General features: G+C 66.6%; 23 protein-coding genes and 2 tRNA genes. 18 read left to right on the plus strand and 7 right to left on the minus strand.

Features of this window, described 5'->3' with window-relative positions:
• Positions 1–38 precede the first annotated feature (38 nt).
• Positions 39–641 carry a hypothetical protein gene (locus ACQCSW_RS09040; protein WP_426990435.1) on the minus strand — a complete coding sequence of 201 codons (603 nt, stop codon included), beginning with the start codon at positions 639–641 and terminating at the stop codon, positions 39–41.
• Positions 642–740: 99 nt separating this feature from the next.
• On the opposite strand from ACQCSW_RS09040, the gene ACQCSW_RS09045 reads away from it, so the two are divergent.
• The 4 genes from ACQCSW_RS09045 to ACQCSW_RS09060 are packed head-to-tail and all read left to right on the plus strand — an operon-like array spanning position 741 to position 4,642.
• A complete protein-coding gene (locus tag ACQCSW_RS09045; protein ID WP_426990436.1) occupies positions 741–1,538 on the plus strand; it encodes an MBL fold metallo-hydrolase in 798 nt (265 codons plus the stop codon).
• Positions 1,539–1,593: 55 nt separating this feature from the next.
• A complete protein-coding gene (locus ACQCSW_RS09050) occupies positions 1,594–2,370 on the plus strand; it encodes a fumarylacetoacetate hydrolase family protein (RefSeq protein WP_426990437.1) in 777 nt (258 codons plus the stop codon).
• Positions 2,371–2,390: 20 nt separating this feature from the next.
• The gene (gene gltX / locus ACQCSW_RS09055) at positions 2,391–3,905 is read left to right on the plus strand and encodes a glutamate--tRNA ligase (protein ID WP_426990438.1); all 1,515 of its coding nucleotides are present in this window, start codon (positions 2,391–2,393) and stop codon (positions 3,903–3,905) included.
• Positions 3,905–4,642 carry an HAD family hydrolase gene (locus tag ACQCSW_RS09060; RefSeq protein ID WP_426990439.1) on the plus strand — a complete coding sequence of 246 codons (738 nt, stop codon included), beginning with the start codon at positions 3,905–3,907 and terminating at the stop codon, positions 4,640–4,642. The genes gltX and ACQCSW_RS09060 overlap by 1 nt, the downstream gene beginning before the upstream one ends.
• Positions 4,643–4,650: 8 nt before the next feature.
• Here ACQCSW_RS09060 and ACQCSW_RS09065 read toward each other — a convergent pair whose 3' ends face one another.
• Positions 4,651–6,045, minus strand: a complete 1,395-nt coding sequence (locus tag ACQCSW_RS09065) for a hypothetical protein (protein ID WP_426990440.1) — start codon at positions 6,043–6,045, stop codon at positions 4,651–4,653.
• A 293-nt stretch (positions 6,046–6,338) separates the two neighbouring features.
• On the opposite strand from ACQCSW_RS09065, the gene ACQCSW_RS09070 reads away from it, so the two are divergent.
• From ACQCSW_RS09070 to ACQCSW_RS09085, 4 genes are all read left to right on the plus strand, one after another.
• Positions 6,339–6,410 (plus strand) — tRNA-Gln (locus tag ACQCSW_RS09070).
• 143 nt (positions 6,411–6,553) lie between these two features.
• Positions 6,554–6,629 (plus strand) — tRNA-Glu (locus ACQCSW_RS09075).
• Between the two features lie 213 nt (positions 6,630–6,842).
• Entirely contained in the window at positions 6,843–8,558 is a 1,716-nt protein-coding gene (locus tag ACQCSW_RS09080) for a dynamin family protein (RefSeq protein ID WP_426990441.1), read from the plus strand.
• Complete coding sequence (locus tag ACQCSW_RS09085) at positions 8,555–10,171, plus strand: GTPase (protein WP_426990442.1); 1,617 nt, start codon at positions 8,555–8,557, stop codon at positions 10,169–10,171. The genes ACQCSW_RS09080 and ACQCSW_RS09085 overlap by 4 nt, the downstream gene beginning before the upstream one ends.
• A gap of 5 nt (positions 10,172–10,176) precedes the next feature.
• On the opposite strand, the gene ACQCSW_RS09090 is transcribed toward ACQCSW_RS09085, so the two are convergent.
• Positions 10,177–10,716 (minus strand): DUF1697 domain-containing protein, encoded by a 540-nt coding sequence (locus tag ACQCSW_RS09090; RefSeq protein WP_426990443.1) that lies wholly within the window; start codon positions 10,714–10,716, stop codon positions 10,177–10,179.
• A gap of 48 nt (positions 10,717–10,764) precedes the next feature.
• Positions 10,765–11,484: an IclR family transcriptional regulator gene (locus ACQCSW_RS09095; protein WP_104061235.1), complete on the minus strand. Its 720-nt coding sequence runs from the start codon at positions 11,482–11,484 to the stop codon at positions 10,765–10,767.
• A 113-nt stretch (positions 11,485–11,597) separates the two neighbouring features.
• Here ACQCSW_RS09095 and leuC point away from each other — a divergent pair, with 113 nt between their 5' ends.
• The 6 genes from leuC (at position 11,598) to ACQCSW_RS09125 (ending at position 18,126) form a co-directional block, all read left to right on the plus strand.
• The gene (leuC, locus tag ACQCSW_RS09100; protein WP_354250952.1) at positions 11,598–13,052 is read left to right on the plus strand and encodes a 3-isopropylmalate dehydratase large subunit; all 1,455 of its coding nucleotides are present in this window, start codon (positions 11,598–11,600) and stop codon (positions 13,050–13,052) included.
• 9 nt (positions 13,053–13,061) lie between these two features.
• Positions 13,062–13,664, plus strand: coding sequence for a 3-isopropylmalate dehydratase small subunit (gene leuD / locus ACQCSW_RS09105; protein WP_426990444.1), 603 nt, complete (start codon positions 13,062–13,064; stop codon positions 13,662–13,664).
• A gap of 158 nt (positions 13,665–13,822) precedes the next feature.
• Complete coding sequence (gene murA / locus ACQCSW_RS09110; RefSeq protein ID WP_354250954.1) at positions 13,823–15,148, plus strand: UDP-N-acetylglucosamine 1-carboxyvinyltransferase; 1,326 nt, start codon at positions 13,823–13,825, stop codon at positions 15,146–15,148.
• A gap of 10 nt (positions 15,149–15,158) precedes the next feature.
• Entirely contained in the window at positions 15,159–15,926 is a 768-nt protein-coding gene (locus ACQCSW_RS09115) for a lysophospholipid acyltransferase family protein (RefSeq protein ID WP_426990445.1), read from the plus strand.
• Positions 15,926–16,975, plus strand: coding sequence for an NAD(P)H-dependent glycerol-3-phosphate dehydrogenase (locus ACQCSW_RS09120; protein ID WP_426990446.1), 1,050 nt, complete (start codon positions 15,926–15,928; stop codon positions 16,973–16,975). The genes ACQCSW_RS09115 and ACQCSW_RS09120 overlap by 1 nt, the downstream gene beginning before the upstream one ends.
• Before the next feature lie 2 nt (positions 16,976–16,977).
• Complete coding sequence (locus ACQCSW_RS09125) at positions 16,978–18,126, plus strand: D-alanine--D-alanine ligase family protein (RefSeq protein WP_426990447.1); 1,149 nt, start codon at positions 16,978–16,980, stop codon at positions 18,124–18,126.
• A 71-nt stretch (positions 18,127–18,197) separates the two neighbouring features.
• Here ACQCSW_RS09125 and ACQCSW_RS09130 read toward each other — a convergent pair whose 3' ends face one another.
• The gene (locus tag ACQCSW_RS09130; RefSeq protein ID WP_426990448.1) at positions 18,198–18,701 is read right to left on the minus strand and encodes a DUF3515 domain-containing protein; all 504 of its coding nucleotides are present in this window, start codon (positions 18,699–18,701) and stop codon (positions 18,198–18,200) included.
• A gap of 122 nt (positions 18,702–18,823) precedes the next feature.
• Here ACQCSW_RS09130 and thiL point away from each other — a divergent pair, with 122 nt between their 5' ends.
• The 4 genes from thiL to rsmD are packed head-to-tail and all read left to right on the plus strand — an operon-like array spanning position 18,824 to position 23,811.
• Positions 18,824–19,864, plus strand: coding sequence for a thiamine-phosphate kinase (gene thiL / locus ACQCSW_RS09135; protein WP_426990449.1), 1,041 nt, complete (start codon positions 18,824–18,826; stop codon positions 19,862–19,864).
• Between the two features lie 22 nt (positions 19,865–19,886).
• On the plus strand, positions 19,887–20,897 hold the full coding sequence (locus tag ACQCSW_RS09140) for a DAK2 domain-containing protein (RefSeq protein ID WP_426990450.1): 1,011 nt from the start codon (positions 19,887–19,889) through the stop codon (positions 20,895–20,897).
• Positions 20,887–23,169: an ATP-dependent DNA helicase RecG gene (locus ACQCSW_RS09145; protein ID WP_426990451.1), complete on the plus strand. Its 2,283-nt coding sequence runs from the start codon at positions 20,887–20,889 to the stop codon at positions 23,167–23,169. The genes ACQCSW_RS09140 and ACQCSW_RS09145 overlap by 11 nt, the downstream gene beginning before the upstream one ends.
• A gap of 9 nt (positions 23,170–23,178) precedes the next feature.
• Entirely contained in the window at positions 23,179–23,811 is a 633-nt protein-coding gene (gene rsmD / locus ACQCSW_RS09150; RefSeq protein ID WP_426990452.1) for a 16S rRNA (guanine(966)-N(2))-methyltransferase RsmD, read from the plus strand.
• 18 nt (positions 23,812–23,829) lie between these two features.
• Here rsmD and ACQCSW_RS09155 read toward each other — a convergent pair whose 3' ends face one another.
• Positions 23,830–24,618, minus strand: coding sequence for a spermidine synthase (locus ACQCSW_RS09155; RefSeq protein ID WP_426990453.1), 789 nt, complete (start codon positions 24,616–24,618; stop codon positions 23,830–23,832).
• Positions 24,618–25,847, minus strand: a complete 1,230-nt coding sequence (locus ACQCSW_RS09160) for an aminotransferase class I/II-fold pyridoxal phosphate-dependent enzyme (protein ID WP_426990454.1) — start codon at positions 25,845–25,847, stop codon at positions 24,618–24,620. The genes ACQCSW_RS09155 and ACQCSW_RS09160 overlap by 1 nt, the downstream gene beginning before the upstream one ends.
• Positions 25,848–25,866: the final 19 nt, after the last annotated feature.

Here is a 25,866-nt window from a genome sequence, read left to right on the forward strand (position 1 = left end):
ACCATCGGGATGGGCGCTAAGTGACCCCGCGTTGTTCTTTAGCGGCCGGTTGCCTTCCGGGCAGCGTTCTTCAGGGCCTTGCGGGAGACCGGTTTCAGGGCCTTGCGCGCCGCTTCGTCGGCCAGGGCGCGGTTGCGGCGGGCGTCGATGACGTCGTTCCAGAGTGCGGTGGCGAAGGCGCCGCCGTCCTGGGCATATACGTCATAGGGATAGTCAGCAAAGATGGACGGATTGGTGCTGCCGGTGGGCAGATCCGTCCCTGCTGCCTTCGCGACGGCGTCGCCCACAGCCCAGGTCCGTGTCAGATGGTGCGTGAGGTTCTCCTGGACAAAAATGTTTGCCTCGCTGGAGGCAGCAGCGCGTTTCAGGAGCGAGTCCAGGTCTGCAGCCAGGAAGGTGGCCGCCCATTCTTCGATGGGTGCTGAACCTGACCGGAAATCCTCGGCGACACCGTCCACCGCCTCGCTCCAGTCAGTGGTCTCACGGAACTTCTGCCACGTGGGAAACCAGACAATGGTGCCCGTCGCGTGGTTGTGGATGTGCTGCAGGCCGCTGTTCTTCTCTGTCAGTGCGTGATCGTGTCCCGCGGCGTCGGCGCCCGACAACAGTTCGGGCAAGGAGATGGTGGATGAAGTGCTCATGGGCGTGGGTGGCTGCTCTCTCTTGGCGGTGGGTTCACCAGCCATAACCTGCACCGGGGGTGAGGTTATTCCGTGCCGACGTGATGCGAAGATGGTGCAGTGAACTCCACCTCGAGCGGCTCTCTCCATGCCGGCAGCCCGCTGACGGCTTTCATCCTGGCACCCAACCCCGGGCCCATGAGCCTGGACGGCACCAATTCGTACGTCATCTCCGCGCCCGGAGCCAGTACCTCGGTGGTGGTGGATCCGGGCCCCGCGGACGAAGACCACCTCCGCCGCCTCGCGGACGTAGGCTCCGTGGAACTCATTCTGGTGACGCACCGGCACGCGGACCACACGGCGGGCTCCCTGCGGCTCCATGAGCTCACCGGCGCCCCGGTCCGCGCGGCCGATCCCCGGCACTGCCACGGCGGCGGCGAGCCCCTGCAGGACGGTGAAACCATCCAGGCGGCGGGAGTGACGGTCCAGGTCCTGGCCACGCCTGGCCACACCTCCGATTCGGTCTGCTTCCACCTTCCCGACGACGGCCAGCACGGCTCTGTGCTGACCGGCGACACCATCCTGGGCCGCGGCACCACCATGCTGGACTACCCGGACGGCAGGCTGGGGGACTACCTCGAGTCCCTGGACCGGCTTGAAGCCCTTGGCCAGGCCACCGTCCTGCCGGCCCACGGCCCGGCGCTGCCTTCCCTGGCGGTCATTACCCGCGCCTACCGCGAGCACCGGCACGAGAGGCTGGCGCAGATCCGCGCGGCCCTGGTGCGTCTTGGCGGGGACGCCACCGTGGCGGACGTGGCAGACGACGTGTACGCCGACGTCGAACCTTCCGTCCGGCGGGCGGCCGAAATGTCGGTGGCCGCGCAGCTTGACTACCTCCGTGGGCAGCCTGAGGCCTGACAGTACGACGAGACGCAGGGCAGGGGCTACCGCTCGAGACGGTAGGCTAGCACCCATGCGTATTGCCAGGTTTGTAGTCGATTCTGATCCCCTCTACGGCGTTGTTGAAGGCGAGCCCGGCAGTGAGGAAATCACTGTCATCAACGGCGACCCCTTCTTCAACGGGGTGGAGCGCACCCACGTTAAGCACAAGCTCGAAGACGTCCGGCTCCTGGCGCCGATCATTCCCCGCAGCAAGGTGATCGGCGTGGGCCGCAACTTCGCCGAGCACGCAGCCGAGCTGGGCAATGAAGTCCCGCAGCAGCCACTGCTGTTCCTGAAACCGAACACCTCCGTCATCGGCCCCGGCGACCCCATCGTGCTGCCGGAATTCTCCGACGAAGTCTCGTTCGAGGCCGAGCTGTGTGTGGTCATCGGCCGGATCTGCAAGGACGTCCCGGAAGACCGCGTCGACGACGTCATCTTCGGCTACACCTGCGGCAACGACCTCACCGCCCGCGATGTGCAGAAAACGGACCTGCAGTGGGCCCGGGCCAAGGGCTTCGACACATCGGCACCCCTCGGACCCTGGATCGAGACCGAGCTGGACACCGAAGACCTGGCCATCAAGGGCTGGCTCAACGGCGAACTGCGCCAGGACGGCAGCACCAGCCAGATGATCCGCGGCGTCCGGGAAATCGTCTCCATCGTGTCCCGGGCCTTTACGCTGCTCCCCGGTGACGTCATCATGACCGGCACCCCGGCCGGCGTCGACCTCGTCACCGCGGGGGACCGCTACGACGTGGAGATAGAGGGCATCGGTCGCCTGTCCAACCCGGTGGTCCGCCGCTGACGGGTAAAGTTGGAACCACTATGACTACTGCCTCCGCGCTGAACCCTGCCGCCATCCCGTCCGTCACTGCCGATACCCCGGTCCGGGTGCGGTTTTGCCCGTCACCCACGGGCACTCCTCATGTGGGCCTGATCCGCACGGCGCTGTTCAACTGGGCCTATGCCCGGCACACGAAGGGCACCCTGGTCTTCCGCATCGAGGACACGGACTCGGCGCGGGACAGCGAGGAAAGCTACCACCAGCTGCTGGACGCGCTGAAGTGGCTGGGCATCAGCTGGGACGAAGGCGTGGAGGTGGGCGGCCCGCACGAGCCGTACCGCCAGTCCCAGCGCAGCGACATCTACCAGGATGTCATCGCTCGGCTGAAGGCCGGCGGCCACATTTACGAGTCCTACTCCACGCCCGCCGAAATCGAAGCCCGCCACCGTGCGGCCAGCCGGGACCCCAAGCTGGGGTATGACGGGTTTGACCGGCACATCACCGAGGAACAGCTGGCCCAGTACAAGGCCGAAGGCCGCCAGGCTGTGCTGCGCCTACGGATGCCGGAGGAGGACCTCACGTTCAAGGACCTCGTCCGTGGCGACATCACATTCAAGGCCGGCTCCGTGCCGGACTTCGCGGTGGTCCGGGCCAACGGCGCGCCGTTGTACACGCTGGTAAACCCGGTGGACGATGCCCTGATGGGAATCACGCACGTGCTGCGCGGCGAAGACCTGCTCAGTTCCACGCCCCGCCAGATCGCCCTGTACCGTGCCCTCTACGCCATCGGCGTGGCCGAGTACATGCCGGAGTTCGGCCACCTTCCCTACGTCATGGGCCAGGGCAACAAAAAGCTCTCCAAGCGCGACCCCGAATCCAGCCTGTTCCTGCACCGCGAACGCGGCTTCATCCCCGAGGGCCTGCTGAACTACCTGTCCCTCCTGGGCTGGTCCCTGAGCGCCGACGAGGACATCTTCACCGTCAAGCAGCTGGTGGAGCACTTCGATATCCACGATGTGCTGGCCAACCCGGCGCGTTTTGACCTGAAGAAGGCAGAGGCCATCAACGGCACGCACGTCCGGCTGCTTGAGGCGGCCGATTTCCGTGAGCGCCTGGTGCCGTACCTCCGGGCCGCGGACCTGGCCGGGGAGATCCTCACGGACCGGGAGGAAGAGATCCTCACCGAGGCCGCACCCCTCGTCCAGGAACGGATCACCCTGCTGGGGGAGGCCCCGGAGATGCTGGCCTTCCTGTTCAAGGCCGACGACGCCATCGATGTCGCAGACGATGCCCGCAAGGGCCTGCCCGCCAACCTGACCGAAGTGCTGGACGCCGCCCTGGCGGCCCTTGAGCCTGTTCAGGACTGGAACCCGGAGAACATCCAGACGGCCCTGAAGCAGGCACTCGTGGAGGACCTCGGGCTGAAGCCGCGGCTGGCCTTCGGTCCCGTCCGCACCGCCATCTCCGGGCGCCGGATCTCGCCGCCGCTCTTCGAATCCATGGTGATCCTGGGCAAGAATTCGTCCCTGAGCCGGCTCCGCACCTTCCGCGGCTGATGTCTACCACCGGCACCACGGCTGGCGGAGTCCTGAGCACGCGCTTCGGGACCATCCGGGGCGTCCTGTTCGACATCGACGACACCCTGGTGGATCTTGAATACGCCATGACCACCGCCCTGCGCGAGGTCAGCGAACACCTCCTGCCCGGTCTGGACCAGACCGGGTGGGAGCGTTTCGGCAGGATCTTCACGCACGAGACCACGCACTACTACGACAGGTACCTGGCGGGGGAGCTGACCTTCAACGACCAGCGCCTCCTGCGGGGTCGCGCCGCCCTGGGGCACTTCGGGGTGGATCTTGCCGACGGCGAAGAAGCGCACCGGTGGCTCTCGGCCTACAGCCGGCTGCAGCCCACCTATGTGCGGACCTTCGCGGACGTGCTTCCGCTCCTGGACCTGCTGGACGCGGCCGGCATCCCCTACGGTGCCGTCAGTAACAACGTCCACGATTACCAGCGGGCAAAGCTCGACGGCGCCGGCCTGGAACGTGTCATGCGTCTGGTTGGCACGGACACCCTAGGGGTGGCCAAACCTGAGCCGGCCATCTATCTCGAAGGCGTCCGCCTGCTGGGGACTGTCCCGGAGGAGACACTCTATGTGGGGGACAACAGGATGCTGGACGCTGAAGGTTCGACGTCGGCAGGACTGGTAGGCGTCTGGCTCAACAGGGCGGGGGAGCCGGCGCCGGATTTCGCCGGTCACGCGGTCAGCTCGCTGTCGCAGCTGCTGGGCTGACCGGCCGGTTACTCAGCAGACTGCAGCCGTCGCCTGTTCCACAGCACGATATAGATGCCCACGGATCCGAACACGAGCACAGCAACCAGGCCGAAGGCAACGGCGGTATCCGACTTCCCCACCATGCTGGTGGGCGAGATGGCGGCTGCGCTGGAGTGCAGGGTGTCCGTGCCATCCGCAATCCGGGCATTGCCATCAGCAAGTTTCTCGGCACCGGTCGCCAACTCTGTCGTTCCCGAGGCCAGCTTGGTGTTGCCTGTAGCCAGCTCCGAAGCGCCGGCAGCCAGCGCCTGGGAGCCCTGGAGCAGGCCGGGGTTCCCGGGATCGGCCGGATCGCCCTTGATGCCGGCATTCAGTGCCAACGTGCCGTCCGCCAGCCGTGAGCTGCCCTCAGTGATGCTGGCGACGGCATTGATCAGGCCCGGGCGGTCGGCATTGCCGGGCACGCCATCCATGCCGGTGCGGATCTGGGATGTTCCGGCGGCCAGCAGTTCGGTACCGAGCACAACGCCCGGGTTGTTGGGATCGCGGCTGTTGAGCTTTTCACCCAGCGTGGCGAAGCCGGCGGTGAGGCGCCCTGTTCCCGTATGCAGCTGCTCGGCTCCGTCATTGAGCTTCCCGGCGCCGGCCTGCAGCTGGGACGCCCCGGCGTCGAGTTTGTGGGCTCCGGCGGTGATCTTGGCGATCTTGTCCTTGACAACGGCCAGTGGAACCAGCCCCCGAAGCGGGTCCGAGGCTGCCGCCTCCAGCAGCTCAAGGGCCTGTGCCAAGGCTGCCGTGCCGGTGCCTGCCTCGGGTGAGTTGTTCGCTCCACGGTAGCCCTTCAGCTGTGCCGCGCCAGCGGCAAGCTCGCCGGTCCCCGAGCTCAGGCGGGCGGCTCCGGCGTCCAACGCAGTAGCGCCGTCCGCCAGGTTGTTCTCGGCGTTTCCAGCGGCAGTAGGCGTCAGCGCCGCAGCGAGCTGGGTGGCTCCGGCGGCGAGCTTCCGGGCGCCATCGTCCACTTTGTAGACGCCGGGCGCGAGTTTGTTGTTGACGTCAGTCTCGATCTTGACAGCGCCAGCGGCGAGCTTGTCGGCGCCGGCCTGCAGTTTTTCAGCACCCGGGGCCAGCCTCTCGCTGACACCCAGAAAGACTTTGTCGGCGCCGGAGGAGAGTTTGCCGGCACCGGTGTCTGCCATGCCCGCACCAGCCGCCAGCTGACCGGCGCCGTCCTTGAGCTGCTCAGCGCCAGCCGAGGCCTGGCCCGCACCGTCCAGCAGTTTGGCCGATCCGTCGGTGATCCTGCCGGTGACCAGGGTGTAAAACCCAAGCAAAGCAATAAGCATCAGGGCCAGGGCAGCGATAGTGAGTTGCTGTGCCCGGGTTCGGGTCTTGGTGGGCGCGGCGGCACGACTCTGTGTCACGGTGGGTCCTCTCGACGGTTTGCCAGCAGTGAAAGCTGCCGGCCACACACCTGGACCAGGCGGCAGCTCGGACGAGAAACAAAATTCCGAAGTGCCTGCAGCAAAGGCAGGAGGTGGTTACTCTCTAGTAACTTACCGAGAGTAAACTTACTCCGGGGGATCTGGCAAGGGCTTCGGCGCTCAAGCCGTCAGCGCCGATTTGTGCCAGCCCAAAGTCTCGGGTAAAGTAATTTCTCGTGCTGAGGCGCACGGAGCGCGGCTTGAAGCCTGAAACTCCGGCCCGAAAGTATCATTGGGATATGGTGTAATTGGCAACACTACGGTTTCTGGTACCGTCATTCTAGGTTCGAGTCCTGGTATCCCAGCTCTGTTTGGTCGCAGGCTAACCGCGGCAAATCAGTGGTTTCAGGTCGGTTCGCCGATTTGAAACACGCGCTGAGTGTATGAAATACTCACTTAGCAAACCGGCCTGGCGCCGGTTGGAAGTGAAAACTTCCTGGAAGTACGCGGCCCCATCGTATAGCGGCCTAGTACGCTGCCCTCTCACGGCGGTAACGCGGGTTCGAATCCCGCTGGGGTCACCATTGAACGGTCCCGGGCATCAGCCCGGGGCCGTTTTTCGTTGTGGACGCCGCCGTGTCGGTGAGGGGACAACCGGGGCCCGGTGGAAAAGCTGCGGCAACTGGCATGATGATGCTGTGACCTCCTCAGACGGACTTCGTCCCACGCAGCCTCTGCCGCCTACGCGCGCACCGAAATTGCCGGCTGGCCCGCCCAACCCGGCGTCGGAGCCAGCCGTGGCATTGCTTGAGGCGGTGCGTGGGGATCTTTCCGCGGTGTCGTTGCCGCTCGCCCTTGCGGACGTCGAACAGGCACGCCAGGACACGCGGAACGCCGTCGCCCAGCTGGACGACTACATCCTGCCGCGGTACCGGAGCCTGGACGCACCGCTGCTTGCCGTCGTCGGGGGTTCCACGGGCGCCGGCAAGTCAACGCTTGTGAACGCATTGGTGGGGCACCCGGTTACACGCTCCGGCGCCATCAGGCCAACCACCCGGCAACCCATTCTTTTGCACCACCCGGCCGATGCCGGCTGGTTCGAAGGCCACCGTGTGCTGCCCACCCTTAGCCGGATCCGGAACACCGTCTCCACGGAACCCGTCCCGGCCAGCCGGGCCGGCGCGACACCCGATGCGGAGGCCATTTCCTCCCTGGTGCTGGTGGCGGACCTGGCTGTACCGCAGGGGATCGCGTTGCTGGACGCTCCCGACGTCGACTCCATTTCCGATGACAACCGCAGGCTCGCCGGTCAATTGCTGGCCGCCGCGGACCTCTGGGTTTTTGTGACCACTGCCAACCGCTACGCAGACGCGGTCCCGTGGAAGTTGCTCCTGGACGCGTCCTCGCGGGACATCATGGTGGCCGTGGTCCTGGACCGTGTGCCGGCGGAGGCGGAAGCCGAAGTCAGCGCCGATCTCCGCGCGTTGCTCCAGAAGGAAGGCCTCGGCGATGCCGGACTGTTCATTGTGCCGGAGGCCGCCCTGGACCATCTCGGCATGCTGCCAACGGGCGCCGTGGAGCCGCTGCGGCGCTGGCTGCAGGACCTTGCAGCTGACGCCGCGGGGCGGTCCGAAATTGCCCGCCGGACCCTCAACGGGACGGTGAAGGCGCTGGCCGGGCGGGTGGGCACTGTGGCGCACGCGGTCCAGGGGCAGGAACGGGCCGCGGCCTCGCTCCGGGCAGACGCTGAGGCCGCCTACCGCGATGCCGGAACCCGGATCCTGGACGCAACAAAGGACGGCGCCCTCCTCCGCGGGGAAGTACTGGCGCGCTGGCAGGACTTCGTCGGAACAGGTGAATTCTTCCGGGCGCTGGAACAGAACATCGGACGGCTGCGGGACCGCGTGGGCGCGTTCTTCCGGGGTGAACCGACGCCGGCCGTACGGGTCGAGGCCGCCATCGAAACAGGGTTGCAGGCCGTCATCCTGGACGAGGCCGCCAACGCCGGCGAAGAGACTGACCGGCGGTGGCGCTCCGACCCGGCCGGCCGCGAGCTCCTGGCGACGGACGATCTGTCCGGCACCAGCCCCGGTTTTGCCGATGTGGCCGCAGCGGAGATCAGGGCCTGGCAGGCCGGCCTCATGGAACTGATCCGCACAGAGGGGCAAGGCAAGCGCACGCAGGCCAGATGGCTCTCCTTCGGCATAAACGGACTTGGTGCCGCGCTGATGATCGTGGTGTTTTCCATGACCGCCGGCCTCACCGGGCTGGAGATCGGCGTGGCGGGCGGTACCGCCGTCGTCGGCCAGAAACTGCTCGAGGCAGCGTTCGGCGAAGGCGCGGTCCGCCGGCTTGCGCAGACGGCGCGGGATGACCTCCATGCCCGTTGCCAGCGCCTCCTGCAGGCAGAGCAGCAGAAGTTCCTCCAACGCCTGCCGGAGGGCGGCACGGACACCGCCCGGATCCTGACGGACCACGCCGCTGCACTGGCCCGGCTGGCGGACAACGCATGAGCCGCCACAGTGTTGCCCGTGAAGCGTCGCAGCTGGACCGCAGGCTCGAAGCCCTCAATGATGCCCGCGAACTCGCCGAAGGCGTCTTGCCGGACGCCGCACTCGAGGAGGTGTTCGATCTCCTCGAACGCGCGAGCTCCCGGCGGTCACTGTCGGCTGATCACACCGTTGTGGGGTTCTTTGGTGCCACCGGCAGCGGAAAATCGTCACTCTTCAACGCGGTCAGCGGGGCTGAAATCGCGACGGCGGCCGCCCGCCGGCCCACAACGTCGGAACCGTTGGCAGGTGTCTGGGGCGCGGAGGGCAGTGAGCCGTTGCTGGACTGGCTTGAGGTGCGCAACCGCCACCATGCCGGGCCCGTGGCAGGCTTCGCGGACGAGGGCACGGGGCTGATCCTGCTGGACCTGCCTGACTTCGATTCCACCAGGGCCGCGAACCGCGAGATCGTGGAGCGCATGGTTGGCCTGGTCGATGTCTTGGTCTGGGTCCTGGATCCCCAAAAATACGCCGATGCGGCAGTCCACAACGATTTCCTGGCGCCCCTGTCCGCCCATGGAGCCGTGACCCTGGTGGTCCTCAACCAGGTGGACCGGTTGCCCGAACGGGATGTGCAGCCTGTGCTGGAGTCATTGAAAGGGATCCTTGCCCGCGACGGGCTCGGAAAAGTGCAGGTCCTGGGAGCATCCGCCTTAAAGGGAACCGGCGTGGACAGGGTCCGGAGCGCCATCCGGCATGTGGTGGTGCAGCGCCAGGCGCTTTCGCAGCGGCTGGCCGCGGACGTTTCGCGGGCCTCCGGGCAGCTCCGGGAAGCCTCAGGCGTTGGGGAAGCCGCCGGCGTCAGACCGGCGTCCAGATCCCGGCTGACCGATGAGCTGGCGACGGCTGCCAACGTGCCCGTGGTGGTCGACGCAGTCGCCCGGTCCTACCGCATCGAGTCGACGCGCCGCACGGGGTGGCCGGCGACGCGGTGGCTGGTGCGGTTCCGGCCGGATCCGCTCCGCCGGCTCAATCTGAAAAGTTCGTCCCCGTCCCAACTCAACCGGACCTCGCTCCCGGCCGCGGGCGCTCCGGAACGCGCCCGGACGGATGCTGCTGTCCGTGATTTTGCGGACGCGGCAAGTGCGGGCGCGCCCGGACCATGGCGTGCCGCGATCCGGGGTGCTGCCCGCGAAGGCCGGGAGCAGTTGCCGGATGCGTTGGACCAGGCCATCGCAGGCACGGACCTGATGGCGTCCCGGAAGTCCTGGTGGTGGGGGGTGTTTAACGTGGTCCAATGGCTTGGGCTACTGACAGTCCTGGGTGGCCTGGGCTGGCTTGGTGTCCTGGCGGGCCTGGCGTATTTTCAGATGCCGGTGCCTGAGGTGCCCAGGGTCGAAGGCTGGCCTGTGCCGACGCTGATGATTGCCGGCGGGGTGGTGCTGGGGACCTTCCTGGCGCTGACCGGAATGTTCATTGGGTCAGGAGCCGCGAGGGCGCGTGCAGCCAAGGCCAGGAAACGGCTGAGGGCAGCGGTGGGCGAGGTTGCCCGGGACTTCGTGGTGGAGCCGGTGGAAGTTGAGGTCAGCAGGCTCGCGTCCTTCAACGGGGCGCTGAAGGACGCGGCTGGAAACTGAGGCCGTTACGCCAGGGCGGTTGCGGCGTCCCTGACCTTGATCAGCGTCCGCAGGTTCCGGGTGGTGGTGGTTGCCTTGAACTTTGCCTTGGACGAGATCTTGCTGAAGGGGCTGTCCAGCGTCCCGCCAGCCGGAGCCAGCCAGGCCAGCGCCTCCGGGCCGAGCCGTTTCTGTTCAGTCCCTTCAAGGGCTGCGCCGGCCGCATCCAGCTCATCGAGCCTGGCCGCGTCCGAGGCCAGCGTGATGTAGGCGTGTGTTGCCTTGTCGTCCGCCGGAAACGGGCAGGCCGCCACAAGTTCGGAGACCCGCTGTGCCGTCAGGACAACCACCCAGGCGTCGTAGCCGAACGCGCCACGCAGGCACTTTTCAATCTTTCGCTTGACCGCGGCAGGATCCTCGTCGCTGGCAAGCACCACATTGCCGCTGGCCAGCAGTGTCTTGACTTCCCCGAACCCCTGTGATGCAAGAGCGTTCTTGAGGTCCGCCATCTTGATGTTAATGCCCCCAACATTGATCCCGCGGAGGAAGACTGCGTAGCTGTTCATGTCGACAGCCTATCCGTGGGCAGCCAGGCTTGGACCGAGGCGAGGCCCTCAGTCGTTGCTCTTGCGCAGGGCCTCGGTGAGGAGCCGCGCTGCGTTGCAGACCACCTCGGCGTGGAGGCGGCCCGGCTGGCGGGTGAGCCGCTCGATGGGGCCGGAGATCGAGACGGCGGCGATGACGCGTCCGGACGGTCCCCGAACAGGCGCCGAGACTGAGGCGACCCCAGGCTCGCGTTCGCCGAGGCTCTGGCCCCAGCCCCGCCGTCGTACGCCTGCCAGCACGGTAGGGGTGAAACGGGCGGCCTGCAGGCCCTCAAGAAGCCGGTCGTGGTCTTCCCAGGCGAGCAGTACCTGGGCGGCGGAGCCGGCCTTCATGGAAAGTTTCGTGCCCACGGGGATGGTGTCGCGCAGGCCAATGGGGCGTTCTGCGGAGGCGACGCAAATACGCCATTCGCCCTGGCGGCGGAAGATCTGCGAGCTTTCGCCGGTGGCGTCGCGCAGCTGCATCAGGACCGGCCCCGCGGAAGCGATGAGACGGTCCTCGCCGGCGGCGGAGGCGAGCTCCACCAGGCGGCTGCCGAGGACAAACCGGCCCTGGATGTCGCGGCTCACCAGCCGGTGATGGATCAGGGCCAGGGCAAGCCGGTGGACGGTGGGCCGGGCCAGCCCTGTGGCGGCCACCAGCTGTGCCAGCGTGGTGGGTCCGGCCTCCAGTGCATCAAGCACATGGGCCGCTTTATCAATGACACCGACTCCACTAGAATTGTCCATGTAATGATATTGCCGTCTCATTATCTGAGATGCAAATCTTTGGGCTGGCACATATTGCAGCCCTGCTGGTTCAGTGGAACCAAACAACCAAACAGCAGTGAAGGGAGATGGCCGTGGCACAGACACTGGCCGAGAAAGTCTGGGACGCACACGTGGTGCGCAAAGGCGACGGCGAAGGAGCCAATGCCCAGCCCGACCTCCTCTTCATTGACCTTCACCTTGTCCATGAGGTGACGTCTCCGCAGGCATTTGAAGGTCTGCGCCTGGCCGGCCGCAAGCTGCGCCGCCCGGACCTCACCATCGCCACGGAGGACCACAACACTCCCACGCTGGACATCGACAAGCCCATTGCCGATCTCACCAGCCGTACGCAGATCCAGACGCTGCGCAACAACTGCGCAGAGTTCGGCGTCCGCCTTCACTCGCTCGGCGACGCGGAGCAGGGCATCGTGCATGTTGTTGGCCCCCAGCTTGGCCTGACCCAGCCCGGCATGACCGTTGTCTGCGGTGACTCCCACACGTCCACCCACGGCGCGTTCGGTGCCCTGGCCATGGGCATCGGCACGTCCGAGGTGGAGCACGTCATGGCCACGCAGACGCTGTCCCTGAAGCCGTTCAAAACCATGGCCATCAATGTCGAAGGCACCCTGCGCCCGGGCGTCACCGCCAAGGACATCATCCTGGCCGTGATTGCCAAGATCGGCACCGGCGGCGGCCAGGGTTACGTCCTGGAATACCGCGGTTCCGCCATCCGCGCGCTGTCCATGGAAGCCCGCATGACCATCTGCAACATGTCCATCGAAGCCGGTGCCCGCGCCGGCCTGGTGGCCCCGGACCAGATCACCTACGACTACATGGACGGACGCCCGCACGCGCCGCGGGGCGCGGACTGGGATGCCGCGCTCGAGTACTGGAACACGCTGAGGACCGACGACGACGCGACGTTCGACGTCGAGGTGGACCTGGACGCCGACACGCTGGAGCCGTTTGTTACCTGGGGCACGAACCCGGGCCAGGGCGTTTCGCTCTCCGCCAGGGTTCCGTTCCCTGAGGACTTCGGCGACGAAAACGCCAAGGCGGCCGCCGAACGCGCCCTGCAGTACATGGGGCTCGAGGCCGGCACGCCGATGAAGGAGATCCGGGTGGACACGGTGTTCCTGGGCTCCTGCACCAACTCACGCATGGAGGACCTCCGGGCCGCGGCGGACGTCATCCGCGGGCGCCGGAAGGACCCCAACATCCGCATGCTGGTGGTGCCCGGTTCGGCCCGCGTGCGGCTGGAAGCAGAGGCGGAAGGACTGGACAAGGTCTTTAAGGACTTCGGCGCCGAGTGGCGCTTTGCCGGCTGCTCGATGTGCCTGGGCATGAACCCGGACCAGCTGGAGGTGGGGGAGCGTTGCGCCTCAACGTCCAACCGTAACTTCGAGGGCCGCCAGGGCAAGGGCGGCCGCACGCACCTCGTATCACCGGTGGTGGCAGCGGCCACGGCCATCCGTGGCACCCTGAGTTCGCCGTCGGACCTCGATCCGGCTCCCGAATCCACCGCCATCCGCACCGACGCAGCCTAGGAGACCGCCATGGAAAAATTCACCACCCACACCGGCATCGGGGTCCCGCTGCGCCAGAGCAACGTTGACACGGACCAGATCATCCCCGCGGTCTACCTCAAGCGGATCACCCGCACCGGCTTCGAGGATGCACTTTTCTCCGCCTGGCGGAAGGACCCGTCCTTCATCCTGAACCAGGCGCCGTTCAACGCCGGATCCGTCCTGGTGGCCGGCCCGGACTTTGGTACCGGCTCGTCCCGTGAGCACGCCGTCTGGGCCCTGAAGGACTACGGCTTCAAGACTGTCCTGTCGTCCCGTTTCGCGGATATCTTCCGCGGCAACTCCGGCAAGCAGGGGCTGCTGGCCGCCGAACTCGCGCAGGACGACATCGAGCTGATCTGGAAGGAACTGGAAAACGCCCCGGGCACCGAAGTCACCGTTGACCTGCCGTCCAAGACCGTCAGCTGCGGAAGCATCGTGGCGCCTTTTGAAATCGACGATTACACGCGCTGGCGCCTCCTGGAAGGCCTGGACGACATCGGCCTGACACTCCAGCACGAAGAGGACATCACCGCGTACGAGGCCACCCGCCCCACCTTCAAGCCCACCACGCTTCCGGCCCGCCTTTCCTGAGCCGGAGCCCGGAATTTCCCGCCCCGGACGGAGCCGCCTTCGCGGCGACGCGCCGGAGGCTTTCGGCGCCCGTATTTCGGTTCGGTAACGCAACCTCCTATGCTTAGCTGGAGCCTTTGCAAGGATTTTGGGGCGAGTAATCGTAAGGAAACCGGTATATGAGTAGTGTTCTGACAATCCGCGGCGGAGTCCCGCTTACAGGCCGCGTCAGCGTCCGGGGGGCCAAAAACCTTGTTCCCAAGGCAATGGTGGCAGCACTGCTGGGCAACGAGCCGTCGGTGTTGCGGAACGTTCCGGAGATCAAGGATGTGGAGGTTGTCACCTCGCTCCTGCAGCTGCACGGAGTGACGGTGGTCAAGGATCCCGTCAGCGGTGACCTCACCCTGGATCCGAAGGCGGCCAGAACCGCCCCGAGCACTGCGATCGATGCCCACGCCGGTGATTCGCGGATCCCCATCCTGCTCTGCGGACCCCTGATCCATGCGATCGGTGAGGCCTTCATTCCGGACCTTGGCGGCTGCAAGATCGGTGACCGGCCCATCGACTACCACCTCAACGTACTCCGCCAGTTCGGTGCCGTGGTGGAAAAGCGCCCGGGCGGCATTCACATCTCGGCGCCCAAGGGCCTCCATGGCGCCAAGATCAATCTGCCCTACCCCTCGGTAGGTGCCACGGAGCAGGTACTGCTCAGCGCCACCCGCGCCGAAGGGATCACCGAGCTTTCAGGCGCCGCCACCGAGCCTGAGATCATCGACCTCATTGCCGTGCTGCAGAAGATGGGCGCCATCATCAGTGTCCAGACCGACCGGACCATCCGCATTGAAGGGGTCCGGGATCTGGGCGGCTACACCCACCGTGCCCTCTCGGACCGCAACGAATCGGCGTCGTGGGCTTCCGCAGCCCTGGTGACCCGCGGTGACATCTTCGTCGAAGGTGCCTCGCAGCGGGACATGATGACGTTCCTGAACACCTACCGCAAGGTAGGCGGCGGCATGGATATCGGCGAGGACGGCATCCGCTTCTACCACCGAGGCGGCAAGCTCAACCCGCTGGTCCTGGAAACGGACGTCCACCCCGGCTTCATGACCGACTGGCAGCAGCCCCTGGTGGTGGCACTGACCCAGGCCGAAGGCGTCTCGATCGTCCACGAAACCGTTTATGAAAACAGGTTCGGGTTCACCGATGCGCTCATCCGGATGGGCGCCAGCATCCAGGTGCACCGCGAGTGCCTGGGCAGCGTGCCGTGCCGCTTCGGCCAGCGCAACTTCCTCCACTCCGCCGTCATCTCTGGCCCCACCCAGCTCAAGGGCACCGACATCGACGTCCCGGACCTGCGTGGCGGCTTCAGTCACCTGATCGCTGCGCTTGCCGCTTCCGGCACGTCCCGCGTGACCGGGATCGACATCATCAACCGCGGATACGAACGCTTTACCGAAAAGCTGGCCGGCCTCGGCGCCGATTTCGACATCACCTCGACAAAGTAGCGGTGGGTACGTGAAGGAAACGGCCAAGAGCCAGGCCACATTCGTTGTGGTCGCAGCCATAGTGCGCACGGTGCTGAACGCAATGATGAACAAGAAGTGGGAAGGCCTCGAGAACCTCCCCGCCGGCGGGTTTATTGCCGCGCCCAACCATTGCACGGAAATCGATCCCCTGATCGTGGGGCACATTCTCTACAACCAGAAGCGCGCCCCGCATTTCCTGGCCAAGGCCGGGCTGTTCAAGGTTCCGGTCCTGGGCGCGGTCCTGCGGGCCACCCGGCAGATCCCTGTGGAACGCTCGACGGCGGGGGCGAACCGCTCGCTGCAGCTCGCCAAGGAGATTGTGGCCGACGGCGGGGCAATCATCATCTACCCCGAAGGCACCCTCACGCGTGATCCGGCGCTGTGGCCGATGAAGGGTCACACCGGCGCTGCCCGGCTCGCCTTGGAGGCTGGAATTCCCGTGGTGCCGATCGCGCACTGGGGTGCTCATGAGGTGTTCCCGCGTTATGCGAAACGGTTCCACGTTTTCCCGCGCAAGACGTCCCGCGTGATGGTGGGCAAGCCCGTGGACCTCAGTCATTACGCTGACCGGCCACTGGACAAAGCAACGCTGGCCGCGGCCACTGAGGCGATCATGGACGCCGTGACGGAGTTGCTGGCCGGCATCCGCGGAGAGGAGCCTCCCGCGGAACGCTGGGACCCTTCCAAGCACAACCAAGCCACGCACGGTCGTTTCATTGAGCGGGGAAATCCTGACGACGCTGCGGATGCCACCTGATGGCCGACGGAGCACGTCAGGATTCCGCGCGGTCTGTCGCCGTCCTGGGCGCCGGTTCCTGGGGAACCACATTCGCCAAGATCCTCGCTGATGCAGCCCGGGCAGCGGGGGAACAGCGGAGCATCCGGATCTGGGGCCGGCGCAGCGAAGTGGTGGAGCAGATCAACAGCTCCCACCGCAACGTCCAGTACCTGAAGGACACCGAGCTGCCGTCCAGCATCACGGCGTCCACGGACGTCCGTGACGTGCTGGCGGGCGCGGACCTGGTGGTCCTCGCTGTCCCTGCCCAGTCGCTGCGCCTCCAGCTCCGTGAATGGAAGCCGCTGATTGCTTCTGACGCCGTGGTGGTATCTCTGATGAAGGGTCTGGAGCTCGGCACGGACGCCCGGATGAGCGAGGTCATCAGCGAAGAACTGGGGATTCCCGCAGACCGTATCGCCGTGGTTTCCGGTCCCAACCTGGCCATGGAGATCGCCCGCGAGGAACCCACGGCCTCCGTGGTGGCCTGTACCAACGCGGCGGCCGCGGGCTGGATCGCCAGAAGCTGCACGGCCCCGTACTTCCGTCCCTACACCACCGCGGACGTTGTGGGCGTGGAGATCGGCGGCATCGTGAAGAACGTCATCGCCCTGGCGGTAGGCATCTGCGAAGGCAAGCAGATGGGGGACAACACCAAAGCTTCCGTGATCACCCGGGGCCTCGCGGAAACGTCCCGGCTGGCACTCGCGCTCGGCGGCGAGGCTCAGACCATGGCGGGCCTGGCAGGGCTGGGCGACCTGGTGGCCACGTGCTCGTCCCCGCTGTCGCGCAACCACACCGCAGGCCGGCTGCTGGGCGAGGGCCTGACCCTGGATGAGGTGGCGCAAAAAATGACCCAGACCGCCGAAGGAATCAAATCAGGCCAGGCCGTGCATGAGCTTGCGGGGAAAATGGGCGTCGAAATGCCCATTACTGCCGCCGTCGTAGCCGTCCTGGCCGGCAAACTATCCGTTGACCAACTGGGGCCGCTGCTGCTGGCCCGGGACCTGAAACCCGAAGGCGATTACTGACGATGTCCGACGAAAACCTGACCGCCGCGGACCCAGCTCCCCGGGCCAAACCCCGCGTCGCGGTGCTTTTTGGTGGCCGGTCCAGCGAGCATGCCGTGAGCTGCGTGACCGCCGCCGGCGTCCTGGGCGCCATCAACAAAGACAAGTACGATGTCATCCCCATCGGCATCGCCAAATCGGGGCAGTGGGTGCTGGCCTCGGGCGACACCGGCCAATGGTCGCTGTCCGCGTCGTCGCTGCCGGAGGTCCCGCCGTCGTCGGAAACCGTGACACTGGCCGAGATCGGCGGCGAGCACCAGCTGATCGTCGCCTCACCGAACCAGGTCCCGCAGGAACTCGGCACGGTGGACGTTGTGTTTCCGCTTCTCCATGGTCCCTTTGGCGAGGACGGCACCATCCAGGGACTCCTGGAACTGTCCGACACCCGCTACGTCGGCGCCGGTGTGCTCGCATCGGCTGTGGGCATGGACAAGCACTACATGAAGGTTGTTTTCGAGGCCGCCGGGCTGCACGTGGGGCCCTACACTGCCGTCACGGACCGTCAGTGGGTCAAGGACGCGGAGTCCGTCCGCAAACAGGTTGACCAGCTCGGCTTTCCCGTGTTCGTCAAGCCGGCGCGGGCGGGTTCGTCCATGGGGATCTCCAAAGTGGACTCGCTGGACGAACTCGATGCCGCCGTCGAGGAAGCCCGCCGCCACGACCTCAAGCTTGTCATCGAGGCCGGCATCGTGGGACGTGAAATTGAGTGCGCCGTCCTGGAAGGCCGTGGGACCGATTCCCCCCGGACCTCCATGCCGGGTGAAATCTCCGTTGCCGGCGGAACGCACGAATTCTATGATTTCAACGCGAAGTATGTTGAGGACGACGCCGCCGCGCTGAGCTGCCCCGCCGACCTTCCCGAAGAAGCCATTGTTCGTGTCCGTGAACTCGCGGCGGCCGCCTTTGATGCTGTCGGAGCCGAAGGCCTGAGCCGCGTGGACTTCTTCTATACGCCCGACGGCGAACTGATCATCAACGAGATCAACACCATGCCGGGGTTTACGCCCAAGAGCATGTACCCGCAGATGTGGGCAGCATCAGGCCTGGACTATGCGGACCTGATCGACGAACTGATCTACCTGGCCCTGAACCGGAAGACCGGCCTGCGATAGTCCCCACCGGCACCCTAACCTCGCTCCGCTTCGGCCAGGGAACCCTGCTGGCGTGGGCCCCCACCGGCACCCTACCGGGTGGTGGGCTGGTTCTGCAGGTCTTCCTGACCCACGCAGTTCCGGCTGGCCGGAATCTTTCCCACTGAGGCGGAAAGGTCAGCCAGGACCGTCGCGGAGCTGATCTTCTCCGGATCCATCAGGATTTCCGTGGCGGGTTCGCGGCCGAAGGTAGTCAGTGTCCACACCGGATCGCCCTCCTTGATGACCCAGTCGATGCCGTTGACACTCACGCACCGGTCCGTCGTCGGGCCTGGAACGTTGACGCCGCAGCGCAGGATCACCTGTGAAGGCTCCCCCCAGGCCGCGGTGGCCTGGCTGTTGGTTTTCCTCAGTGCAGCATCCCCGATGGCGTCCGGGAGGGCCACCATCATCGGAGCGCACGCAGGGTTCGCCGCATCGCTGGCGGCGGTGACATCCACAGTCGGGGCACAGGCGGACAGAACGGCTCCAGTGAGGGTCGCCGTCAGAAGGATTCCGGACACGCGGACAGGCAAGGGGAAACGGGGATTGCGCATCCATCCAGCCTAGCGTCGCCGCCGTGTGGCGCGGGAGGTGCGAAGGACCGTACGCCCGTTGAGAGCACCTGATCAGCGATGGGCGGATCAGCAATGTCAGTGCCGCGCTGTAGCGTAGGGGCGTGCCTGAAATTCCGTTGACTGAACACACTCTGACTGTCGCCGCGCTGTCCGAAGCCGAATTGCTGGCCCGGATCTTTCCGCGGCTGGAAATGGGCGGAACGCACGGTTCGGCCACACTGCTGGGTCCGGGGGACGACGCCGCGCTGGTGTCGGCCCCTGACGGCCGGACCCTGATCTCCATCGACACCCAGACCCAGGACCAGGACTTCCGCCTCGAGTGGAACAACGGCTACCGGACCACAGGGTACGACGTCGGCTGGAAGGCGGCGGCCCAGAACCTCAGCGACATCAACGCCATGGGCGGCGTGGCCATGTCGCTGGTGGTGAGCCTGACGTTGCCGCCCGAAACTCCTGTCAGCTGGGTGGCGGACCTGGCCGACGGCCTGACTGCGGGAATCAGCGAACTTGGGGCCCTTGACTGCTCGGTCGCCGGAGGCGATTTGGGCCGCGGCAGGGAAATCTCCGTGACGGTCGCCGTGCTGGGCTCACTGGCTGGCGGCGAGGCGGTCCTGCGGTCAGGGGCCCGTGCCGGCGACGTCGTGGCCCTGGCCGGGACGGTGGGCCGGGCCGCAGCCGGATTTGCGCTCCTGGAATCGGAGAACGCCGTGCAGTCCCTGGCGCCGGCGCAGCGGGCGCTCGTGGAACTGCAGTGCAGGCCGCGGCCGCCCCTGTCCGCCGGGCCGCTGGCCATGGCGGCCGGCGCCACGGCCATGCTGGATATCTCCGATGGCCTCGTCCGCGACGGAACCCGGCTGGCCCTCGCCAGCGGCATCGTCCTTGACCTTGACCCCGCAGCACTTAAACCGCTCTCGGAAGGGCTCACGCCGGCGTCGGACCTTCTCGGAGCTGACCCCATGGCCTGGGTGCTGGGCGGGGGAGAGGACCACGGGCTGCTGGCCACATTCCCGGCCGACGTTCAGCTGCCGGCCGGATTCACTGCGATAGGCTCTGTACAAGCCCCGGAAAGCTCCACACCTCCGGGCGTCACAATTGCGGGCCACGCCGTTGGCACCGGGGGATGGGATCACTTTGCAGACTAAGGTTGCCGCCAACGCGCAAGCGATGAAGCGGTGGTTGGACAAGGCTGAAACCGCCATTGCCAACCACAGCGACCGCCTCAATGCCATCAACATCTTCCCCGTGGCGGACGGTGACACCGGCACCAACCTTTACCTCACGGTTCGGGCGGCCGCCCGTGCCCTGCACAGCGACCCGGCGGGCCACGGTGCGGCAGTCCCCGCTGACGCCGGGCAGGCGGATGTCGGAGCAGTGTTGGCGCGCGCCGGCAGGGCCGCGATGGAGCAGGCTCGCGGCAACTCCGGAACCCTCTTCTCAGTCTTCCTCTGCGCCGCGGCTGAGCCCCTGGCCGGTCACACCCGCGTGACGTCAACCCTTCTGGCCGCCGCGCTGAACCGCGCCCAGATCCGGGCCTGGTCCGCGTTGAGCGATCCCGTACCAGGCACCATGCTTTCTGTCATGGAAGCCGCCGCCCGTGCCGCCGCGGCAGTGGACGCAGGCCACAACGGCGACGACAGCAACCACGCCCTGGGCAAAGCCCTCGACGCTGCCGTCAACGGCGCGCTGAAAGCAGTGGTCACCACGGAGAGCCAGCTGGCCGCCCTCGAAGCCGCCCACGTGGTCGATGCCGGGGGCGTTGGCATGCTGCTCATCCTCGACTGCCTGCGCTCCGCCGTCCTAGGCGAAGAACTGCAGGGCGAACTCCTCGACGGCCTGCACGGCTATAACGTCCAAGACCCCCACATCCACGCCGACATGCCGGACGACGACGGCGTTGAGGTCATGTGCACCATCAGCCTTTCGCCGCTCAGCGCGGCAACGCTACGCCAGCGGCTCGACGAGATCGGTGAGTCCGTCATCATGAGCCAGGTGGACAGCATGGCAGATGCTGAGGGCAGCTACCGGTGGCGGGTCCACGTCCACGTCCCAGAAGCCGCACGCGCGGTCGCCCTGATCCGTTCCCTCGGCGAACCCAGCGACATTTCGGTCAGCGAACTCGCCCTGGCCCGCGATCCCGAACCAGCTCCGGTGAACTCCAGTGGGCATGAGCGCTGAACTCGACCTGGGCCTGGAACGCCTGATCGGAAAGCGGTCAGCTTCGGCTATTGAGAAGCACCTGGGCATCGTCACAGTCGGCGGCCTGCTGAACTACTTCCCCCGCCGCTACCTGAACCGCGGCGAGCTGACCCCCATCAGCGAGCTGCCTGTGGACGTGGAAGTCACCCTCATTGCGCGGGTACTCTCCAACAGCACCCGCAAGATGCATACCCGCCGCGGTTCCATCACCGACGTCGTTATCACCGACGACGCCGCCTCCCATGGCCGTCCGCGCCTTGCGGCAGTAGGCCCCGGCAGCGGGCACGGCACGCTCAAGATCACCTTCTTTAGCGGCCACCGGGCACGGGCCGAACTCCTGCCCGGCCGGCGCGTGATGTTCTCGGGAAAGGTGACCCGGTACGGCCCGTCATTGGGCCTGACCAACCCGGACTTCCACCTCCTGGACGAGGACCCGGACATGCCCGGTATGGACCCTGAAAAGCTGGCCGCCATGCCGATTCCCGTGTATCCGGCCACCGCAAAGCTCACCAGCTGGTCGATTCAGAAAGTCATCTCCACGCTCCTGGAAACCGTGGATCTGGACGCACTGCCGGATCCGCTGCCGGAGACGGTCGCTGCGCGGGAGGATTTCCTGCCGGTGGCCCATGCCTACCGGCTCATCCACAAGCCGGAATCGCACGCTGACTGGAAGAAGGCCCAGGAGCGATTGCGCTACCAGGAGGCCCTGGTCCTGCAAGCGGCACTGGCCCGGCGCCGTGCCCAGCTTGCGGCCGAGGAAGCCACGGCGCGGCGCACCGCCACCAACGGGCTGCTGACGGCGTTCGACAAGCAGCTTCCCTTCACGCTCACCGCCGGGCAGGCCGCCGTCGGAAAAACGCTGGCCGCGGAACTGGCGCAGGACAGCCCCATGAACCGGCTGCTGCAGGGCGAGGTCGGATCGGGCAAGACCATCGTCGCGCTGCGGGCCATGCTGCAGGTGGTGGATGCCGGCGGGCAGGCTGCGCTCCTGGCGCCAACGGAGGTCCTCGCCGCCCAGCACTTCGAATCCATCCGGCGGACCCTGGGCTCCCTGTCCCGCGACCCGATGCTGTCCCCGGACGGGCTGCTGGGCAGCCTGGCCGAAGGGGCCGTGCAGGTCACTCTCCTCACCGGCTCCATGCCAGCCGCCGCCCGGAAACGGGCCATGCTGGACGCCGCATCCGGCGCGGCCGGGATCGTGATCGGTACACACGCGCTGCTCAGCGATAACGTCGCATTCTACGATCTTGGCCTGATCGTGGTGGACGAACAGCACCGGTTTGGTGTGGAGCAGCGGGACGTTCTCAGGTCAAAGGCCAACAAGCCGCCGCACCTGCTGGTCATGACGGCCACGCCCATTCCGCGTACCGTGGCCATGACGGTCTTCGGCGACCTCGAAACCTCCGTCCTGGACGAGCTTCCCGCCGGCCGGGCGCCGATTTCCACGCATGTGGTGGGCCTCGCCGAGAACCCCGGCTGGGCGGACCGCATCTGGTCCCGTTCCCGTGAGGAGATCGACGCCGGTCACCAGGTGTACGTGGTGTGCCCCAGGATCGGTACGGACGACGACGGCGACTTCAGTCCGGGGGAAGCGGAACCTTCCGCGGCTGACCTGGCGGGTGACGGCGCCGCGCGTGAGCTCGCGTCGGTGACTGCCGTCGTCGAACATCTCCAGCAGGAACCGGCCCTGGCCGGTGTGCCGCTTGGGCCAATGCACGGCCGCCTGGACCCCGCAGTCAAGTCCGCAGCGATGGCAGACTTCACGGCCAACCGGACCAAGCTCCTGGTCTCCACCACGGTCATCGAGGTGGGGGTCGATGTCCACAACGCAACCCTGATGGTGATTCTCGACGCCGACCGCTTCGGCATTTCGCAGCTGCACCAGCTGCGCGGCCGGGTGGGCCGTGGCGGGCTTCCTGGAACGTGCCTGCTGGTCACCAGCCTGGAACGCGGGCACCCCAGCCGGCGCCGGCTGGACGCCGTGGCGGCAACCACCGACGGCTTCGAACTGTCGCAGGAGGACTTGAAGCTGCGCCGCGAAGGCGACATCCTGGGCGCGTCGCAGTCCGGCGGCCGCTCCACCCTGAAACTGTTGCGCGTGCTGGAGCACGAGGACATCATTGCGCAGGCGCGCCAGGACGCCCAGGAAATTGTGGGCTCGGATCCGGACCTGGCGCGGCATCCGCGGTTGGCGGAGGCCATTGACGAGTACTTGAACCCCGAAAAGGAGGCGTTCCTTGAGCGCGGATAGGAGGCGGCCATGAGCCGCATCATCGCGGGCGCCGCGGGCGGGACCCCCCTGGTCAGCGTCCCCGGCTCCCTGACCAGGCCCACTACCGACCGGGTCAAGGAAGCACTGTTCTCCAGGCTCGACGCCTTCGGAATCATTGCCGGTGCCCGGGTCCTGGACCTGTACGCAGGGTCCGGATCGTTGGGAGTGGAGAGCGGCAGCAGGGGCGCCGAGGCCGTGGACCTCGTGGAATTCGACGCCAAAGCCAGTTCCGTGTGCCAGCGCAACGCGGACCTGATCAACGGCGTGCTGGGCCGCAAAGGTGTGACGGTCCACCGGTCCAAGGTGGAGTCCTTCCTGGAGCGCGCGGCGGAGACGGCCAGCTGGGACCTCGTGTTCCTGGACCCGCCGTATCCGCTGGATGACCCTGCCCTGTCCGCGGTGCTGGGCAAACTAGCCGATCATCTGGCTCCGGCAGCGGTGGTTGTGGTGGAGCGGTCCTCGCGTTCACCGGAGCCGTTCTGGCCCGCCGGCCTGGAACGGTTTGCCGAGAAGAAGTACGGCGAAACGCGGCTCTGGTTCGCGGAGCCCTTCGTGCCTGACGCCATCGCTCCGGACGTTGTTATTGAGGAGCAGGAGCTGGGCCAGGCCCGGGACGCCTGAGGCGCAGGGAGTCCTGGCTCAGCCGGCGAGCCCATCCAGGTCCACGCCGGCCAGAACCTTCGCGGGGTGGGGGCCGCGTGCCGTCAGTTCGGCTGTCCAGGCTTCGGGCCAGGGAGCCTGCGTTCCGGCGAGGATGATGTTGCCGGGGTAGCGGCCAGCGAACATTCCGGTTTCGGCGAAAGCTGCAACGTCGGTCATGGCGCGGCGCATGGCGGCGGCCTGGCTTCGCACCAGGGTCAGGCCCGGTTCGTCGCCCACGTTGACGATCAGCAACCCTTCCGGTGCAAGGCGTGCACGGGCCTCCTGGTAGAACTCCTGGCAGGCGATGTGGGCCGGGGCTTCCGGACCAGAGAAGATGTCCAGGATCACGACGTCGAATTGAAGTTTCGTGTCCAGGTCCGCCAGTGCGTCGCGGGCATCACCGATCACAGTATGCAGGTCGGTTCCGCCAGGCAGCGGGAGTTGCTGCAGGACAAAGTCGAGGAGTTCCCGTTCCAGCTCCACCGCGTACTGGACGGATCCGGGCCTTGTCGCCTGGACATAGCGGGCGAGGGTCAGAGCCCCGGCCCCAAGATGCAGGGCTGTGATCGGCTGGCCTTCGGGAGCGGCGAGATCCACCAGGTGGCCGATCCTTCGCAGGTATTCGTAGAAGATCTCCTCGGGGTGCGCCAGGTTAACGTGGGATTGCTCGGCCCCGCCGATGCTCAGGACGTAGCCGCCGTCGGTGAAGGCATCGGGCTCGATGGAGGCGTGCTGTCCCGTGGTCCGCAGGAACCGCGTGGAACGTGTGCCGCCCGGAGCCGCCATCAGAGCTTTCCTCTGAGGGTCGCCAGCCTGGCAGCGGCCTCCTCGAGGACCTCTACTTTCTTGCAGAACGCGAACCTGAGCAGGCTGCGTGTCCGTTCCGCGCCCTGCGGGTGGCAGAACACCGGGACGGGGATCGCCGCTACTCCCACCAGTCCGGGGAGCCTGCGGGCCAGGTCCACGGAGTCGCCAATGCCAAGGGGTGCGGTGTCCACGTTGACGAAATATGTGCCCTGCGGCGTGTAGACGTCGAATCCTGCGGCGCGGAGGCCTTCGCTGAGGATGTCCCGCTTCTTCTGGAGAGTGGCTGAAATGCCATGGTAAAACTCATCCGGCAGTGCCAGGCCGGTTGCAATGGCCGTCTGGAACGGTGTACCGGAGCTGTAGGTCAGGAACTGCTTGACCGTGCGGACAGCCGCCACCAGGTGATCCGGGCCTGTCAGCCAGCCGATCTTCCAGCCAGTGAAGGAGAAGGTCTTTCCGGCGGACGAGATGGTGATGGTCCGCTCAGCTGCACCCGGCAGGGTGGCCACAGGAATGTGCCTGGCGCCGAAGGTGAGGTGCTCGTACACCTCGTCGGTGATGATGAGGCAGTCATGCTTTGCGGCAAGCTCGACGACTCGCTGAAGAATATGGCGGGGGAAGACGGCACCGGTGGGATTGTGCGGGTTGTTCAACAGCACCACCCTGGTGCGGTCGGTGAAGGCCGCTTCCAGGGCCGCCATGTCCGGGAAAAAGTCGGGAGCCAGCAGCGGGGCCGTGACGTGGGTGGCGCCGGACAGGCCGATGACGGCGCCGTACGAGTCATAGAACGGCTCGAAGGTCAGCACCTCATCGCCGGGGCCGACGAACGCCAGCAACGTTGCGGCGATCCCCTCTGTGGCGCCGGTGCTGATGATGACCTCGGTCTGCGGGTCAGGGGTCAGCCCGTAGAACCGCTCCTGGTGGGCAGCCACGGCCTCACGCAGTTCCAGGATGCCCTTGCCCGGCGCGTACTGGTTGGCCCCGGCCTCGAGGGCGGCCATCGCTGCCGCCTTGATTTCCAGGGGGCCGTCCTCGTCCGGAAAGCCCTGCCCGAGGTTGATGGCGCCCGTCTGCGCCGCCAGGGTGGTCATCTCCTCGAAGATGGTGACGCCCAGTTGGCCGGCGGGTCCGAGCAGGTTGGCGCCTGAAGCCGTGCGTTGCCACGGAGCAGGCGCAGCGGGCGTGGAAAGGTCCCGTGGTGGATGCATCCAGTCATGGTATCCCGGC

Source organism: Pseudarthrobacter sp. Y6 (assembly GCF_050156205.1).
Taxonomy (GTDB): domain Bacteria; phylum Actinomycetota; class Actinomycetes; order Actinomycetales; family Micrococcaceae; genus Arthrobacter.

Coding starts and splice junctions, on each gene's coding strand:
- ACQCSW_RS09040 (WP_426990435.1), bottom strand. CDS start 641: ATGAGCACTTCATCCACCATCTCCTTGCCCGAACTGTTGTCGGGCGCC.
- ACQCSW_RS09050 (WP_426990437.1), top strand. CDS start 1,594: ATGCGTATTGCCAGGTTTGTAGTCGATTCTGATCCCCTCTACGGCGTT.
- gltX (WP_426990438.1), top strand. CDS start 2,391: ATGACTACTGCCTCCGCGCTGAACCCTGCCGCCATCCCGTCCGTCACT.
- ACQCSW_RS09060 (WP_426990439.1), top strand. CDS start 3,905: ATGTCTACCACCGGCACCACGGCTGGCGGAGTCCTGAGCACGCGCTTC.
- ACQCSW_RS09085 (WP_426990442.1), top strand. CDS start 8,555: ATGAGCCGCCACAGTGTTGCCCGTGAAGCGTCGCAGCTGGACCGCAGG.
- ACQCSW_RS09090 (WP_426990443.1), bottom strand. CDS start 10,716: ATGAACAGCTACGCAGTCTTCCTCCGCGGGATCAATGTTGGGGGCATT.
- ACQCSW_RS09095 (WP_104061235.1), bottom strand. CDS start 11,484: ATGGACAATTCTAGTGGAGTCGGTGTCATTGATAAAGCGGCCCATGTG.
- leuD (WP_426990444.1), top strand. CDS start 13,062: ATGGAAAAATTCACCACCCACACCGGCATCGGGGTCCCGCTGCGCCAG.
- murA (WP_354250954.1), top strand. CDS start 13,823: ATGAGTAGTGTTCTGACAATCCGCGGCGGAGTCCCGCTTACAGGCCGC.
- ACQCSW_RS09120 (WP_426990446.1), top strand. CDS start 15,926: ATGGCCGACGGAGCACGTCAGGATTCCGCGCGGTCTGTCGCCGTCCTG.
- ACQCSW_RS09125 (WP_426990447.1), top strand. CDS start 16,978: ATGTCCGACGAAAACCTGACCGCCGCGGACCCAGCTCCCCGGGCCAAA.
- ACQCSW_RS09130 (WP_426990448.1), bottom strand. CDS start 18,701: ATGCGCAATCCCCGTTTCCCCTTGCCTGTCCGCGTGTCCGGAATCCTT.
- ACQCSW_RS09140 (WP_426990450.1), top strand. CDS start 19,887: ATGAAGCGGTGGTTGGACAAGGCTGAAACCGCCATTGCCAACCACAGC.
- ACQCSW_RS09145 (WP_426990451.1), top strand. CDS start 20,887: ATGAGCGCTGAACTCGACCTGGGCCTGGAACGCCTGATCGGAAAGCGG.
- rsmD (WP_426990452.1), top strand. CDS start 23,179: ATGAGCCGCATCATCGCGGGCGCCGCGGGCGGGACCCCCCTGGTCAGC.
- ACQCSW_RS09155 (WP_426990453.1), bottom strand. CDS start 24,618: ATGGCGGCTCCGGGCGGCACACGTTCCACGCGGTTCCTGCGGACCACG.
- ACQCSW_RS09160 (WP_426990454.1), bottom strand. CDS start 25,847: ATGCATCCACCACGGGACCTTTCCACGCCCGCTGCGCCTGCTCCGTGG.